Below are 15614 nucleotides of genomic sequence, written 5' to 3'. Positions count from 1 at the left end.
GTGCAGGCCCACGTCCTTGGCGCAGTCTTGAATGCCGTCAATATCGGGAAAGACAGTTATTATTATTACCAGTATTACTACTATTATTACGGTGAGAGCGGAGACCGGAAGAAGAAGAAACATAGCCGTAGGAAGTCGAAGCAAGTTCAAAGCTGAAAAGTAAGCTCAATGCTCAAAGATGAAAGCTCAAAGTGAAAACAGGATAAATGCTGAGAGCGCGTTTTCAGCCTTTATCCTGTTTTTAAGTTCCAAAAATAGGATTTCAGAATCGAGTTGAAGGGTTTTTAATTTCAACGCCTTAATTTGAATTTTTTAAGCATTCAATATGTTCCCGATTCGGCCTCTCTTTAATATGATCTGCTTTGACCTTTGAGCCTTCAGCTATAATTTCTCCCTATTTCCCCTTCTTAAAAACCCTCCTGTATATCGTTTCCACATTCTGTAATGTATGATTCAGGTCAAAGAGCCGGGAGAGCTCTTGAGGGGTGAGCCATTTCCGGATTCGGGGGTCTGATTTCAATAAGTTCTGAAAAGTTTCTTCTCCGGCCCAGACTTTCATGGCATTTTCCTGTACCACGCGGTAAGCCTCTTCCCGGGTAATACCTTTCCGGGTCAAGGCCAGGAGGATACCTTCGGAAAAGGGCAGGCCCCTGGTGATATTCAGGTTTTTCAGCATACGGTCCGGATAAACGATCAGATTTTTGAGCAAACCGGTCAAGCGGCTCAGCATGTAGTCCAAAAGGATCGTGGCATCAGGACCGATGACCCGTTCCACGGAAGAATGGCTTATATCGCGTTCATGCCAAAGGGCTTGATTTTCCAGGGCGGCCATGGCATAACTGCGTACCAGTCTGGCCAAACCGGTAAGATTTTCGGAGGCGATAGGGTTTCTTTTGTGGGGCATGGCCGAAGAGCCCTTCTGTCCTTTGGAAAAGTATTCCTCGGCCTCCAGGACTTCGGTTCGCTGCAGGTGTCTGATTTCTACCGCCATCTTTTCGATGGAACCGGCTATAATGGCCAGGGTAGAGAAATATTCGGCATAGCGGTCCCTTTGAACGATTTGACTGGAAGCAGGGGCCGGTTTGAGTCCGAGATTGCGGCAAACATAGGTCTCAACGGCCGGGGGAATATGGGCAAAGGTCCCGACAGCCCCGGATATTTTGCCCACGGCAATGGTCTCCCGGGCCTGGGTCAAGCGGCGGAGGTTTCGGCCGGCTTCATCGTACCAGATGGCCATTTTTAATCCAAAGGTGATCGGCTCGGCATGGATGCCGTGGGATCGGCCGATCATGACGGTTTTTTTATGGGCCAGGGCCTGGTCTTTTATGACGGCTTGCAGACCCTTCAGGTCCTCTATGAGGATTTCCGAGGCCTCTTTAAGTAAGACGGCGTAAGAAGTATCCAGGACATCGGAAGAGGTCAAGCCCAGATGGATATGACGGCTGGCCGGGCCGACATGTTCGGCCACATTGGTCAGAAAGGCGATGACATCGTGTTTGGTGGTCTGCTCCAGTTCTTCGATCCGCTCCACTGAAAAGCGGGCTTTTTTCTTGATCTGGGAAAGGTCTCTTGAGGGGATGAAGCCCAATTGGGAGAGGGCCTCACAAGCCAGGATTTCCACCTCCAGCCATTTCTGATATTTATTTTCCGGGCTCCAGATTTTGGCCATAACCGGCCGGGTGTAACGTGGGATCATGATGTTCTCCGAATCGTAATAGACAGGGCTCAGGGCTCAGGGCTCAGGGCTCAGGGCTCAAATTTATTATTTAAACTGAAATGAAACTTGCTTGTCAATCAAAAACTGATTATTTTGAATAGTTAATTTGATGATCTCGGAAAAACTCGTTATTCCCGCGCAGGCGGGAATCCAGGCCATGCATTAATCATTAAGATCCCTTACGTTCGTTCGGGATGACAGAAGCTTTTTACGAGATTGTCATACTTACATCTTGCATCTTGAAACTATATTTTCCTATCAAATGAACGAGAAATTTTGGAATGAAGAGGTAGAGCGGCTGAGCCGGCCTGGTGCCGGTATCAAGACCGTGATTCAGGAAATCCAGAGCGGCCGCCTCCCTTTCAGGATCGGCGGCCTCCAGGGTTCGGCGCCGGCCTATTTTCTTTTTCAGAGCTGGACCAGAACCAGGAGGCCGATGCTGATCGTTTGTGCCGATCAGAAAGAGGCCCAAACCCTTTATCAGGATTTATCCTTTTTTGCCCAGCGGGATCCGGACGAAACCGCGTTTTTTTTGCCTGACCCGATCCTTTTTTTCCCGGCCTATGAAAAGCCGGATTTCCGAGAATATTCCCCCCAGTCGGATACCGCGGCCCAACGCCTGGCCTGCCTTTATTCCCTTTTAACCCGACCAGGGCCGGTCCTGTTGATCACCTCGATTCAGGCCCTCGATTCAGCGGTCATCCCCAGGAAGCACCTCTCCAAAGAAGTGGATTATTTGGCCCGGCGAGAAGAAACCTCCAGGGAAGATCTCCTTTTGGGATTAACCCGCTGGGGCTATTTAAGGACACCCCTGGTCGAAGGACCGGGAGATCTCAGTGTCCGCGGCGGAATCATGGACATCTGCCCTCCTTTGTACAGCCGCCCGATCCGGATTGAATTTTTCGGGGATCTGGTGGAATCCATCCGGGAGTTTAATCCAGCCACCCAGCGATCGGTTTTTGATCTGGAGGAATTGGTTCTTCTGCCTATCAGCGAAATTATCTGGGATCCGGAAAGGATGCACCTGGCCGAAGAACGGTTAAACTCGTCCCAATTCAAAGGGACCCTGGCGGAAAATGAGGCCTCCTGGCTCAAACACCGCCTCGCTCAGGGGGTTCCATTTGAAGGGGGTGAGCGGTGGCTGGACTGGTTTTATGAAAACCCGGGCACCCTGAAGGAATATCTGCCTGATGATTTCCTTCTGGTCTGGAAGGACCCCTTGGCCTTGCAGCGGAGTCTGGAGAAGGATCGACCGGATTCCCCAAAAGGATTTTGGGATAATTGGTCGGCGGTGCCGGCTATTATCATAGAAGACCTTCCTGTAGAAACAACGGATCCGGAGAAAGGTCCTCTCTGGTCTTTTTCCGCCCTTGAAAATAAAGAGGTCAGCCGCCTGATCCGGGAACAGCCTTCTTCCAAAGAGGCCCTTAAAAAGTTGGCTTCCTTCCTCTCCGAATGGAAAGAATTAGGACAGGAGGTCTGGCTGGTCGTTTCCCAAGACTCTCAGGCCAGACGGCTCCGGGAAATCCTCTCCTTTTATCAATTAGAGGCTGCATACTTCCCCGGGCAGAAACATCCCTTCGATGGCCAGACCCCGGGGATCCAGATCCTGACCGGAAGGCTTTCTTCCGGATTCCGGATGAAATCTCCTTCACTGATTTTCCTGACTGAGGAGGAGATTTTTGAGCCCAAAAAGGAGGTCAGAAAAAAAGGCCGGAAAGAAGACTTGGAGGCCTATATCACCTCTTTTGACGATTTGAAGACCGGTGATTTTGTGGTCCATAAGGACCATGGCATTGGTCGCTATCGAGGTCTGCAATTTTTTCAATTGAACGGCTGGGAAGGGGAATTCCTTTTTATTGAATATGCCGAAGGCGATAAGCTTTACCTGCCGGTGGATCGTCTCCTGGGAATTCATAAATTTATGGGCCTGGAAGGGCAGGTCCCTGTTTTAGACCGGTTGGGAGGGGCCGGTTGGAAGAAAGCCAAAGACAAGGTAAAAAAGGCTGTAGAAAAAATCGCCCAGGAATTGGTCGAACTCTACGCCCATCGGGCAGTGAGCAAGGGTTTTTCCTTTTCATCCAGAGACCAGATGTTTAAGGAATTTGAGGCGGCTTTCCCTTATGATGAGACCCCGGATCAACAAAGGGTTATAGAAGAGGTGCTGTCCGACATGGAAGCGGAAAAGCCCATGGATCGTCTGGTCTGCGGCGATGTGGGCTACGGGAAGACCGAGGTGGCCCTAAGGGCGGCCTTTCGGGCCGTGTTGGACGGGAAGCAGGTGGCCGTCCTGGTCCCGACCACGGTTTTGGCCGAACAACATTATCAAACTATGGCCCGGCGTTTCGCCGGTTACCCGGTGGAAGTGCGGATCTTGAGCCGGTTCAAAAGCCCAAAGGAACAGAAACAAACCTTAGCCGATCTAACGGCAGGAAAAGCCGATATCGTGATCGGGACCCATCGTTTACTGCAGAAGGATATCCGCTTCAGAGACCTGGGGCTGATTATTATCGATGAGGAACATCGTTTCGGGGTTACCCATAAGGAGCGTCTCAAGACCTTGCGCACCCAGGCGGATTGCCTGACCCTGACCGCTACGCCCATTCCCCGGACCCTGCAATTGTCCCTGACCGGCATCAGGGATTTAAGTACCATTGAAACCCCTCCGGAGGACCGACAATCCATCCGGACCAATGTGATTCGCTTTGATGAAGCCAAAATCGTGGAGGCGGTCCAAAGAGAAATGCAACGGGGGGGGCAGATTTTTTTTGTGCACAACCGGGTCCACAATATCCAGGCCATGGCCCATTTATTAAAGAAGATCCTCCCCGGGGTGCGGATCGGCGTAGCCCACGGACAGTTGCCGGAAAAGGAACTGGAAAAGGTCATGCTTCAGTTTATTCACCGGGAATTGGATTTGTTGGTCTGTACGACTATTATCGAATCGGGCCTGGATATCCCGACGGCCAATACCATTATTATTAATCAAGCCGATCGATTCGGCCTGGCCCAAATGTATCAATTGCGGGGCCGGGTAGGCCGGTCCCGGGAACGGGCCTATGCCTACTTAGTCGTTTCAGGGGAAAGCACTCTGACCAGGGAGGCCCAAAAACGTTTGAAGGTCTTGATGGACTTCAGCGAATTTGGGGCCGGATTCAAAATCGCTCTCCATGACCTTCAGATCCGGGGGGCCGGTCATATGCTGGGTACCAGTCAATCAGGGCATATTTCGGCCGTAGGCTATGAACTTTATCTTCAGATGCTGGAGGAGGCTGTTAACGAGCTGAAAGGCGCCGCCCCGACCGACGATTGGGAGCCCGAGGTCCGGCTCCGGATCCCGGCTTTTATTCCTGAAGGATACGTCCAGGACACCGGGCATCGCTTGTCGTTATATAAACGTCTGGCTACCTTGAAGACCGAGGATGAACTAAGCGAGATGGAAAAAGAGTTAGAAGATCGTTTCGGCCCGATCCCCGAAGAAGTTAAAAATCTATTACAGGTCCTGAGTATCAAACAGAAGATGAAACAGATAGGGGTTGAAAAAATTGAGATCCTTGAAAATGATCTGGTCTTTTCTTTTTTTCCAAAGGGGTCCTGGAAACCGGAAAGGCTGGTGACCCTGGTCCAGCAAGACCCGAAAAATTATCGTTTCAAAGGGGAAGGGAAATTATATTGCTCTCACAGCCGGGAAGAGACCGAACTGGAGGCCATTCGAAGATTGTTGGTGCGCTTTGAGTTGGTGTTAAATTGAGAATGATCAAAGCATAAAGCTCAAAGAAAAAGGCTCAAAGCAAGGCATTAACCTCGATTTCTCATTTTCTTGAAAACCCTGGATTCCCGATAAAGACATTCGGGAATGACGGAAAAAGTGTCTCTATGGTATTAGTCGGTTTTTCCTTTGAGCCTTGAGCATTGAGCTATTTTTTTTCCTTTGATTTTCACCTCCTTGACAAGACCAAAAGGATGATTAGTTTTAAGCGAAAATTACCATGGTTGACAGGAGGGGAGAACGATGGCTATTTGGAAATGGGGGCCTCCACCGGGTTTTGGAAATACCTTTCAGGAGGTGGAAAGACTGCATAACGAAATGAATCGCTTATGGGAGAGGGTATCCGGGGCCAGGACCGCCCCGGATACGAGGCCGGTCTTTCCGCCGGTAATCGTCAGTGAGGATGATGACTATTATTATGTGAGGGCTGAAATGCCCGGAGTCGAGACCAAACAATTGGACCTTTCTGTTGTTAACGATCAACTCATTTTAAGAGGCGAACGCAAAACCGCCCGGGAAGGTGAAAAGATCAATTATCATCGGCGGGAAAGAGAAGAAGGGATATTCAGGCGGGTTATTGCCTTACCCTCCAGGGTGAACAACGAACGGGTAGAGGCGCGGACCAGGAATGGGATTTTGACCATCAAATTGGCTAAGGCCGAGGAGGTAAAGCCCAGACCGGTTGAGATTCAGGTAGAGCCATAAGAGGTGAAGACGATGACTGAAAAAGAGATGCAATTCAGAACCAAGCAGGAACTCAAAGGGGCCGGAGAGCCTACCAAGGCAGGATTGATTTTTATCCCGGCCGTAGATATTTTTGAAAACGAAGAGGAATTGACTGTGGTGGCCGAGATGCCGGGTGTCGATCAAGAGGGATTACAAATTGATTTAAAGGACAACCAGATCTTGATCAGTGGGGAAGTGGCTGAACTCATCGGCTCTCAGGAACGGATCGTGCTCAAAGAGTATGAGACGGGAAGGTATCAACGGCAATTCAGCTTGTCCGATGCCATCGATCAGAATAAAATTGTCGCCCATTTAAAGAATGGGATCTTAAGGGTGATCTTGCCGAAGATTGAAAAGGCCAAACCCCGGAGGATTGAGGTGAAGGTGGAATAATAGAAGCTCAAAGCTCAAAGGGAAAAACCTTGAGGGAAGAGCGCTCTTTACGCTTATTTTTTTATAGGAGCGGGCCGGGGTGCCGTTATGGAAGGTGCCGGGCCCGCATTTTTTTTGGGGGCCTGGCTTTTTAAGTATTGTTTCATCTTCTTGTCGGCTTCGATAATTTCATCGATCTCAGGGCCGGAGATGGTATAAGAATAGCCTTTTTTATTGTCATGGGAGAGCCGGATCTGGAGACTGGCGGTGAGAAGAAGGGTAAAAATAAGAGAGAGACTCCATATCTTCATGATCTAAAGTCCTCCGAGTAAAAAGCTGAAAGCTTAAATCTTTCCCCGGCCATCCTACTCACCTCGGACAAGAGTGCCAACAACCGCCTGGCCGTATCTTCGGAAAGGGTTCCCATTCCGCAGGCCGGGGTGATTAATGCCTGATGGGTTAACCGGTCCCTGTCGATCCCTTTATTGATCAGAGTCTCGAATAAGACGGCTAAATGATCCAACAACCTAGGTGCCGTTTCTTTTCCGGTGTAATCCGCCGTCGGGACCAGACCCCAGGCCACGGCTTTTCCTTTTTCCAGGAAGTTTTTGATCTCTTTGGGGTAGAGTACAAAAGATTCCCCAAAGCCGTAAGCATCCAAATTGATGATGTCCAGATCCAGGGATAAGAGTAAAGCCCAGTCGGTATTCCCGCAACAGTGAAGTCCGATCAAGGCCCTGGTCTGTTCGCGAATGAGATGGATGGTCTCCCCTAAAATTTCCTGAACCTCATTTTTAGACAAAGGGGTAAAGGCCGAACCATATCCTGAAAGAGAAGGCTCATCGATAAAAATGATGGATTTTCGCCCCAAACCTTCAAATTTTTTTACCTGAAAAACAGCCTGACCGGCTAATCCTTTTATTACCGCATCCATCAACTCGGCATCATGGATCAGGAATTGGTCGGAAGATAGTTTGACCCCCAGCCCCAAGGTTACAGGACCAACGATATGTCCTTTGACATAAGCCTCCAATGAATTGAGGAGGGGCAGGGTCTTCAACATCTGGTAAAATCCAGAGGCAAACCCCGGAAGAATGGAGAAAAAGGAAGGGTCCGAGGCCAGAAACTTTTCATAAAAAAAGAGCAGGGCTTCGGATCGGTTACAATCCGGATCGTAATAAAGGTTTTTTTCTTTAAGGTCAGGTTTGAGACAGGGCAAAGGAGGGCTGTACTGGATGAGCATCTCTTCCCGCGGATCCCTTTGAACCAATTGGGGCCAGAAAGGGATCAATGATTCATAGGCTAATATTTCCTTGCAGGCCTGCTCCGGTGAAAGAAAAGGCACACTGCCTATTCCGGTAGCCGTAAAGGGTTTCAGGTTATGCCAGAGGGATTTTTTTGAAGACATGGATGGTTCTCGTTGCTTGTTACTCGTTACTGGTTACGGGTTGTGAGAGCATAGCGCATAGGGCAAAGGGGCATAGAGGTTTGGTTGAATCCTTTTGAGCCTTGAGTAATTTCCCTGCCTCAAATGAAATGCTCCTCAAATCCGCTTCAAGCGGATGCTCCTCAAGCGAAGCGCTCCTTCATCCGGTTTTCCCCTTGAGCTTTCAGCTTTGAGTCTGATACTATTTCACCCTTTCCATATAGGACCCGGTTCGGGTATCCACTCTTATACGGTCTCCCTCTGCAATAAACAGGGGGACCTGGATGACCGCACCGGTTTCCACGGTGGCCGGTTTATTCCCCCCGGTAGCCGTGTCCCCTTTGAAACCGGGATCCGTTTGGGTTACCGTTAATTCCACAAAATTAGGCAGATCCAGTCCCAGGGGTTCCTTATTGTAATAGAGGAGTTTGATGTTGATGTTTTCCTGAAGAAACTGAACCTGTTCTCCTATCTGTTCCCTGGATAAATAGACCTGTTCGTAGGTGGCATTATCCATAAAAACAAAATTATCGCCTTCCCGGTAGAGGTATTGCATTTCCTTCTCTTCCATGTCCGGACGCCCTACTTTTTCACCGGACCGAAAAGTCTGATCGACAACCCTTCCGTTGATCATATTTTTAAGTTTGGTCCGAACGAATGCTCCGCCTTTTCCTGGTTTCACATGTTGGAAATCCACAATCAGAAAAGGCTTTCCATCCAATTCGATTTTAAGACCTTTTTTAAATTCAGCGGTAGAATACATGATATTGCTTAAAAATCCTCCTTATGTTTTTAATTGGGACAACCAGTCATTCAGAGTCGATAAGACTTTAGAATCTGGAAGAACCTCTTTACCCGAATCCTTCTCCCCGATTTCTTCCGGTGGAGAAGGGGGGAATTCCTTTTTTATTATAGGATCTGCTTTGGCCTCCAAATCTTCATTAAAAGATTTTTCAAGGGGTTGAGATGGGACCTTAAGGCCCTGAAGGGCTTCAGGATATTTGGCAAGTACCTGGGAAAGAAGGGTGAACCATTCGGATAGTCCGGCTTGTCCAAATTTCCGGGAAAATTTGGCGATTATTTCTAAAGTCGGGGCGAGTTGGTTCAATTCCCGGGCTACGGCGGATATTTCCCCCCAGGCTTTTTCCTCTTCTTTTAGATCCAGGTAGCCCAAGGCCATTCCAAGCCGTAACCCCAGATCTCCGGGGAAATTGTTCAGACCCAGACGGCAGAGTTCAACCGCCTTGTCGGGTAGTTGGTGAGCTCGGAATAATTGTGCGACATCCAAAATAAAAGGTGGAGAGGATTCAATCTCGATAGAGAGGTTTTTGGATGCCGGGTGTTCTTTGTCAGGGGTGATTAAACTGGATTCCGGTGGCATTTCGGGGCGCCTCCTTTTTTGGGCCTTCATCAATAAAAAAGATGATCTCGTCCGGTCTAACCAGGCCAAACTCCTTCCTGGCGATTTCTTCCAAATAAGCGGGGTCTCGTTGGAGTCGGGTAATCTCCCGGTACATTTCCTCGTTTCTTCGATTCAGATCCTGATTCAAATGGACCAGGGTTTCCCTTTTTTGGGCCAATTGTTTCATTTTCTGGATCTCATGATAGCCATTAAAAATCAAAAATATCAAGCCGAAGCCGAGCAAAATCAGGAGAGACCAAACCCCCCAGCTTTTTGAACGATTAAAAGAGAAGGCCATGGTCGGGATTTTCTCGGAGGCCATTGAAACCCGTTGTATCTTTCAGTCTTTTATTGAAATTTCCGGAAAAAAAATTCATGGCATTCCCGGCCTCTGAGTAATTAATTATCTCATATTACCCGGATATTGCATTAATTGCCACCACTATTTTTTTCATCAACCAAATTTTTTTTCTTGACAACCGTATCGAACGTTTGATATGTACATATCGAACGTTTGATATGTAATTTCCAACGCTCAAAGGGAAAGCGATGAATCCCGCCTTGCGGGAAACGGGAAAGGTTTTTCGAACCATGGGTGATCTTATCGAAGGCAAAGAAAAACTCCTGAAGACGGCCATTGATCTTTTTGCCGCCAAAGGCTTCAGAGGGACTTCTATCCGCGATATCGCTCAGGCCATGGGCATGAGCATCTCTAATATCTATCACTACTTCGGAAGCAAGGAGGGCCTCCTGCTGGCCATCCTGGAAGAATCCTCCCAAAGACTGGTGTATCGGTTAAAAGAGATAACCCAAAAGGATATGGAGCCCCTGGAGCGGTTCGAGTTACTTTTGGAGACCCACATCCGGATCTCCGAGGCCCGCATGAACGAAGCCAAAATATTTTCCCTCGATGAAGAACACCTCTCACCCGAAGGCAATAAAGTCAACCGCCAGATTCAGCGTGAAATACTCAATATTTATCTTGGAGAGCTTAAAACCCTGAAAAAGTCAGGCCACATTCATTCCCGCAATTTAACCGTCCTGGCCTTTAACATTTTCGGCACCATCAATTGGCTCTTGCGCTGGTACAGAACCGACGGGGCCCTGACGCTGGAACAGATCTGCCGGGAGATCATTTCCTTTATTCTCTATGGCGTTATTGGAAATAAGGGCAATAAATCGAGCTGAAGGCTCAAACCTCTAAGAAAATATCCGTTTAGCTTTTTGAAAAAAGGTCGATAACCTCTCCGTCATTCCCGTTTTCACGGGAATGACGTGTGCGAACGTTAGAATTTTCAGGTAAAAGTCTCAAATTTTTCAAAGGGCTAAATTGTTACCAAAGAAAAGGGTCCGAAATCAGATCTAACAACTCCATCAAAATAATAGCCGGAGGAGGGAAGTGTCATGGGTTATACAATAGACATTGATACAGGTGGCACCTTTACGGACGGGTTTTTTGGCCTTGACCACCGATTCGAGTCCGTGAAGGTCCAGACCACCCCGCACGACCTGACGGTTTGTTTTCTGGAATGTATCAAAGCAGGGGCCGGGCGGTTCGGTGTGCCGGTGGAGGATCTCCTTTATGAAACGGATATCATCCGTTTTGCCAATACCATCGGGACCAATACGATCATCCAAAGAGACGGCAGTAAAATAGGCCTTCTGGTCAACGCCGGCAGCGAAGGACTGGCGCTTAATGATGCCGATCAAGGGAAGACCCCGTTAATCTTACCGGATATGGTCCTTGGTCTGGAAGAAAAGACTTCCGCCTCCGGAGAAGTCATCCAGGAACCGGATGAAAAGCAGGCCATGGCCGGGGCCCAAAAACTTATCGATCAAGGGGCCCGCTGTCTGGTAGTGGCTCTGGCCAACTCGGAAATCAATCCCCAAAATGAACGCCGGATACGTCAGACGATCAAAAAAGAATATTCCAGCGACTATCTTGGGTCGGTCCCGGTATTCCTGTCCTCCGATATCTCCGGCCGCTCGGGCCTTCTGGAACGGATAAACGCCTCGGTCCTTAATGCCTATATCCACGCCAAGCTGGTCCGCCTGTTATATAAAGCCGGGGAAGATCTCCGGCGGCATTTGTATAAAAAGAACCTGTTTATCGTCCACAATAATGGTGCCGTAGCCAGGGTGGCCAAGACTCAGGCCATTAATACCTATAACTCCGGGCCCGTGGCCGGACTATTGGGTGCCCGTCTGACCGGCCGGCTCTACGGGGCGGAGGATTTGATCTCGGCCGATATGGGTGGGACCTCCTTTGATGTCGGATACGTGCACCAGGGCCGGGCCAGTTATACTCTCAGGCCGGAGATTGAGGGTTTTGCCGTCAACATCCCCATGCTTTCCATCCGGGCCATCGGAGCCGGCGGTGGTTCCATCGCTTATGTGCGGGATGGAAATCTCCAGGTAGGTCCCCAATCGGCCGGGGCCTTACCCGGACCGGTATCTTTTGATCTGGGGGGAACCGAGCCGACGGTAACCGATGCCGACCTGATCCTTGGCATATTGGACCCTGATTATTTTTTGGGGGGGTCCCTTAAACTCAACCGGTCCAAGGCCCGGACCATGATGGAAGAAAAGCTGGCCAAACCCCTGGGAATAACCGTTGAAGAAGCCGCTCTAACAGTCAAACAAAAAATTGATCAGGCCATGGGTCTGGAAATTAAAAGGCTGAAATCGGAAATATGGCCCAAAGGGCTTCCTCCTCTGGTGGTTTATGGCGGGGCCGGTCCAGCCCATTGTTGCCAGATCGCTCAAATCGCCGGCTTGAAAAAGATTATCCTCACTCCATTTTCAGCGGTTTTTTCGGCTTTTTCCTCATCGAGTATGGACGTGGGGCATCTTTATTCCCGCCGTCTGGACCTGTCCCTTGAGAAAAACCAGGACTTAAACCATCTGGCCCAGGCCGTGGCCTCCATGAAGAAGGAGGCCGAACGGGATATGCGCGGCGAGGGCTTTCCCTGGGACCAGGTCGGCACCGTTTTGGAGTTGCTCTTCCGGGCCTCGGGAAATGGGCAGGAGATCAGGTTGGAAGCCGGGCAAGACTTTTATGAAGACCCGGAGCGGATAAACGCTTTTATCCAACGGGCCAATGAAGCCCTGGCCGCCTCCGGCCAGACCACGGCAAAAGGAATGCGCTTAACCCAGGCCGTTCTCCTGGCCCAGTCGCCGGTGCCCCATCCTCAAATGCCGGAATATCCTCTGAGCCGATTAAAGATAGAGCAGGCCCTCAAAGGAAGGCGCCGGGTCTTTTGGGGGGCTAAGGGAGGGGCCGGGGAAACCCCGATTTACGACCGGGCCCTCCTGGGCCACGGCCATCGGCTCATCGGTCCGGCCATTTGCGAATCCGAGCAGACCACCCTTTTGATCTCCCCGGGATGGGCCATGGGCATCGATCAATACAACAATGCCCTTTTAGAGGAGGTTTCATCATGAAGGTTCGTATTACCGAATATCTGGAAATTGACCTCGACAAGGAACTGTGGACCTGCCAGCGCTGCGGTCAGGCCTTGATCGGGGCCCGGGAAAATTATAAAAAAGGCTGCCTGGTGGCTGAACGGCCGGCCAATGAGGTCCACCAGCCTTTGGTCGAAGACCAGTCCTACAGCTTCTGTCCGGACCCGGAATTCTGCAGGATCATTGAATTCTACTGCCCCCAGTGCGGTGTCATGATCGAAAATGAATATCTGCCCCCCGGACACCCGTTGACTCATGAAATAGAGCTGGATGTCGATAGGTTGAAAATAAAGTTCGGAGTTTAGAGTTCGGAGTTCGGAGAAAGTCATTTTCAGCAATAGAGTCTCAAGGGTTTAAGATAAAAATGATTACCGGCCGGGAGCTTTTCACTAAATTTTTAAAGGGGGAGCCTCTTGAAAGGCCGCCCTTTGTGCCCTTGATCCGGGGACTGACGGCCCGGGTGGAAGGGTTGGCCCAGGAGGCCATTCATTCCGACCCTACCTTATGGGCCAACTGCCTGGCGAAAACGACTGAGCTTTTTGATTTCGACGGTCTAGTGGCCGGATTTGATTTCAGCCTCATGGCTGAGGCCTGCGGTTGCCGAATCAAATGGGAAAACGACCGGCCGAGGATTGCCGCCCTGCCCGAAGCGTTATGCCAGACCCCGGAAGAGAGCGGGAGAATGAAAAATGCCCTGGAAACGGCCGGCCGCGTATTCCAGGTCTGCCGGGCCAGGCGGGCCTGTGTGGCGGCCCTGACCGGACCGGTAACCCTGGCCCATCAGCTCTTTGGCCGCGAAGAAGGGGAAAAGCGCCTGATGGAGGTTAAGCAGTTGGTGGTAAGGGTCACCGAGGCCTTTTGCCGGATTCGGCCGGATGTCCTGGTTTTTATGGAAGGCCGGCCTCTGGCTCTGGCCGAGCCAACTGCCGCCCATCGCCGGCTCTACCAGACCCTTAAAAATATCACTTCCTATTATAACCTCTCCGATGCCCTTTATTTACAGGGCTATCGTCCGCAGGAGGTGGGGTCCTTCGCCTCTTTAAAAATGGATATTTATATCCTCGGCCCATCGCAAGACCAGGGCCTGCCCCCTCTTTCAGCCCTCTGGGATCTCGGGGCCGAGGCCCGGGGAATCGGAATCGGCCTGCCCATGTCGGACATTCCCAAGGCCCGGGAAGTTATTCAACAGGGGGTGGATTGGTATGGGGCCAAAGGCCGAAAGAGTTTTTTCTTTACCAGCTTCGGACCTGTGACTCGTGAAGTCCATTTGGAAACGCTACAACAATTGATCCGGGAGATCAATCAGGTAAGATTGACGGATAGGTAAGATCCTAACCAAAGGTATTTGAAATTTCTCTGTTGCGAATTTTTCGTTACTCGTTACTCGTTTCTCGTTTTGACAAGCAACCAGGAACCAGCAACGAGCAACCATCTGTCCTGGACAGTAAAAAAGTGAGAGATAAATTCGCAGACTTAGAGCGTAAGAATTAAAAGGAGGCACGTTATGGGGTACGGCATTAATATCGATATCGGCGGGACCTTTACTGATTTCTACTGCACCCAGGATCAAGGCCCGTCCCTGATCACCAAGACACCCACCACCCATTATGATCTGTCGGTGGGCTTTATCAGGGGGGTACAGGAATTAGCCCGCCTTCACCACCTGGATTTAAAGGAATTCCTGGACCGGACCGAGGCGGTCCGCTACTGCACTACCCTGGGGACCAATGCCCTGATTGAGCGGACCGGCCCTAAATTGGGCCTGATTACCACCTCGGGGTTCGAAGACACCATTTATTTAGGCCGGGGCCGGAGTTGGGCCGATGGACTATCGACCAAAGAGAATAAAGACCTGGGCCGCATTCAAAAACCTCTTCCCTTGATTACGCCGGATATGGTGGTCGGGGTCCATGAACGGATCGATTCCTTCGGCCAGGTGATCTGTCCCCTTAAGCCAGAGGAAGTTCTGGAAAAACTACAGGTCCTGGTTGACCGGGGGGCCATGGGCTTTGTGGTCTGCCTGCTCTGGTCTTTTGTTAATCCGGCCCATGAACGGGCCATCAAGGAGATCATCGAAGAAGAATATCCGGAAGTGTATTTAGGATCCATGCCGGTGACCCTTTCCTCTGAGGTTTCGCCCAAATCCGGCGAATACACCCGTTTTATTACCGCCATGGTCAACGCTTATATCCATGGGGTCATGGCTGAGGAGCTTAATAAATTAGGCAACGAGCTTCGGGACGGCGGCTACAAAAGGCCTCTGATCCTGGTCCACAATACGGGTGGAATGAAAAAGGCCTCCAGGACCAGAGCCGTTCTGACCCACAACGCCGGTCCGGTGGCCGGGCTCCATGGGGCGGCCACCCTGGGCAGCGTTTACGGTTATAAAGATATCATTTTTACCGATATGGGCGGCACTTCCTTTGATATCGGCGTCATTACCGGTGGCCGTCTGCGCACCTACGATTTTATTCCGGTCATCGACCGCTGGCGTACCAATATCCCGGCCATTGAAGTTAAATCCATCGGGGCCGGCGGGGGTTCCATCGCCTGGATCAATGAATTGATGGGCAAGACCCTCCAGGTCGGCCCCCAGTCGGCCGGATCTATGCCCGGTCCGGCCTGCTATGACCAGGGGGGCAAAGAACCGACGGTCACCGATGCCGATCTGGTCCTGGGCTATCTCAACCCGGATAATTACCTTGGGGGAAAGATGCTTTTGGATTCGGACCTGAGT

14 protein-coding genes are annotated in these 15614 nt (G+C 50.4%); 8 read left to right on the top strand and 6 right to left on the bottom strand.

The window, feature by feature from the left end:
- Nucleotides 1-394: 394 nt before the first annotated feature.
- A complete protein-coding gene (locus tag HY879_02570; GenBank protein MBI5602215.1) occupies nucleotides 395-1696 on the bottom strand; it encodes an adenylosuccinate lyase in 1302 nt (433 codons plus the stop codon).
- A gap of 283 nt (nucleotides 1697-1979) precedes the next feature.
- Between HY879_02570 and mfd the strand changes: the two genes are divergently transcribed.
- The 3 genes from mfd to HY879_02555 all read left to right on the top strand — a co-directional run bounded on the left by mfd (nucleotide 1980) and on the right by HY879_02555 (nucleotide 6605).
- Nucleotides 1980-5468, top strand: a complete 3489-nt coding sequence (mfd, locus tag HY879_02565; GenBank protein ID MBI5602214.1) for a transcription-repair coupling factor — start codon at nucleotides 1980-1982, stop codon at nucleotides 5466-5468.
- 261 nt (nucleotides 5469-5729) lie between these two features.
- Nucleotides 5730-6191, top strand: a complete 462-nt coding sequence (locus tag HY879_02560; protein ID MBI5602213.1) for an Hsp20/alpha crystallin family protein — start codon at nucleotides 5730-5732, stop codon at nucleotides 6189-6191.
- 12 nt (nucleotides 6192-6203) lie between these two features.
- Nucleotides 6204-6605, top strand: coding sequence for an Hsp20/alpha crystallin family protein (locus tag HY879_02555; protein MBI5602212.1), 402 nt, complete (start codon nucleotides 6204-6206; stop codon nucleotides 6603-6605).
- Between the two features lie 53 nt (nucleotides 6606-6658).
- Here HY879_02555 and HY879_02550 read toward each other — a convergent pair whose 3' ends face one another.
- The 5 genes from HY879_02550 to HY879_02530 all read right to left on the bottom strand — a co-directional run bounded on the left by HY879_02550 (nucleotide 6659) and on the right by HY879_02530 (nucleotide 9734).
- The gene (locus HY879_02550) at nucleotides 6659-6895 is read right to left on the bottom strand and encodes a hypothetical protein (protein ID MBI5602211.1); all 237 of its coding nucleotides are present in this window, start codon (nucleotides 6893-6895) and stop codon (nucleotides 6659-6661) included.
- A complete protein-coding gene (locus tag HY879_02545; protein MBI5602210.1) occupies nucleotides 6892-7992 on the bottom strand; it encodes a hypothetical protein in 1101 nt (366 codons plus the stop codon). The genes HY879_02550 and HY879_02545 overlap by 4 nt, the downstream gene beginning before the upstream one ends.
- 220 nt (nucleotides 7993-8212) lie before the next feature.
- Nucleotides 8213-8773: an elongation factor P gene (gene efp, locus HY879_02540; GenBank protein ID MBI5602209.1), complete on the bottom strand. Its 561-nt coding sequence runs from the start codon at nucleotides 8771-8773 to the stop codon at nucleotides 8213-8215.
- Nucleotides 8774-8794: 21 nt separating this feature from the next.
- Nucleotides 8795-9391 carry a hypothetical protein gene (locus HY879_02535; protein MBI5602208.1) on the bottom strand — a complete coding sequence of 199 codons (597 nt, stop codon included), beginning with the start codon at nucleotides 9389-9391 and terminating at the stop codon, nucleotides 8795-8797.
- Nucleotides 9360-9734 carry a septum formation initiator family protein gene (locus tag HY879_02530; protein MBI5602207.1) on the bottom strand — a complete coding sequence of 125 codons (375 nt, stop codon included), beginning with the start codon at nucleotides 9732-9734 and terminating at the stop codon, nucleotides 9360-9362. Before HY879_02530 ends, HY879_02535 begins: the two co-directional genes overlap by 32 nt.
- 227 nt (nucleotides 9735-9961) lie before the next feature.
- On the opposite strand from HY879_02530, the gene HY879_02525 reads away from it, so the two are divergent.
- The 5 genes from HY879_02525 to HY879_02505 all read left to right on the top strand — a co-directional run.
- Nucleotides 9962-10600, top strand: coding sequence for a TetR/AcrR family transcriptional regulator (locus tag HY879_02525; GenBank protein MBI5602206.1), 639 nt, complete (start codon nucleotides 9962-9964; stop codon nucleotides 10598-10600).
- A 216-nt stretch (nucleotides 10601-10816) separates the two neighbouring features.
- Nucleotides 10817-12856, top strand: a complete 2040-nt coding sequence (locus HY879_02520) for a hydantoinase/oxoprolinase family protein (protein ID MBI5602205.1) — start codon at nucleotides 10817-10819, stop codon at nucleotides 12854-12856.
- Nucleotides 12853-13182, top strand: a complete 330-nt coding sequence (locus tag HY879_02515; GenBank protein ID MBI5602204.1) for an acetophenone carboxylase — start codon at nucleotides 12853-12855, stop codon at nucleotides 13180-13182. Before HY879_02520 ends, HY879_02515 begins: the two co-directional genes overlap by 4 nt.
- Nucleotides 13183-13241: 59 nt before the next feature.
- A complete protein-coding gene (locus tag HY879_02510; protein ID MBI5602203.1) occupies nucleotides 13242-14204 on the top strand; it encodes a hypothetical protein in 963 nt (320 codons plus the stop codon).
- 177 nt (nucleotides 14205-14381) lie between these two features.
- A partial coding sequence (locus tag HY879_02505; GenBank protein MBI5602202.1) for a hydantoinase/oxoprolinase family protein occupies nucleotides 14382-15614 on the top strand: 1233 nt, incomplete at its 3' end.

It is taken from the genome of Deltaproteobacteria bacterium (genome assembly GCA_016219225.1).
In the GTDB taxonomy this organism is placed as follows: Bacteria; Desulfobacterota; RBG-13-43-22; order RBG-13-43-22; family RBG-13-43-22; genus RBG-13-43-22.
This window is presented reverse-complemented; position numbering and strand designations above follow the sequence as displayed.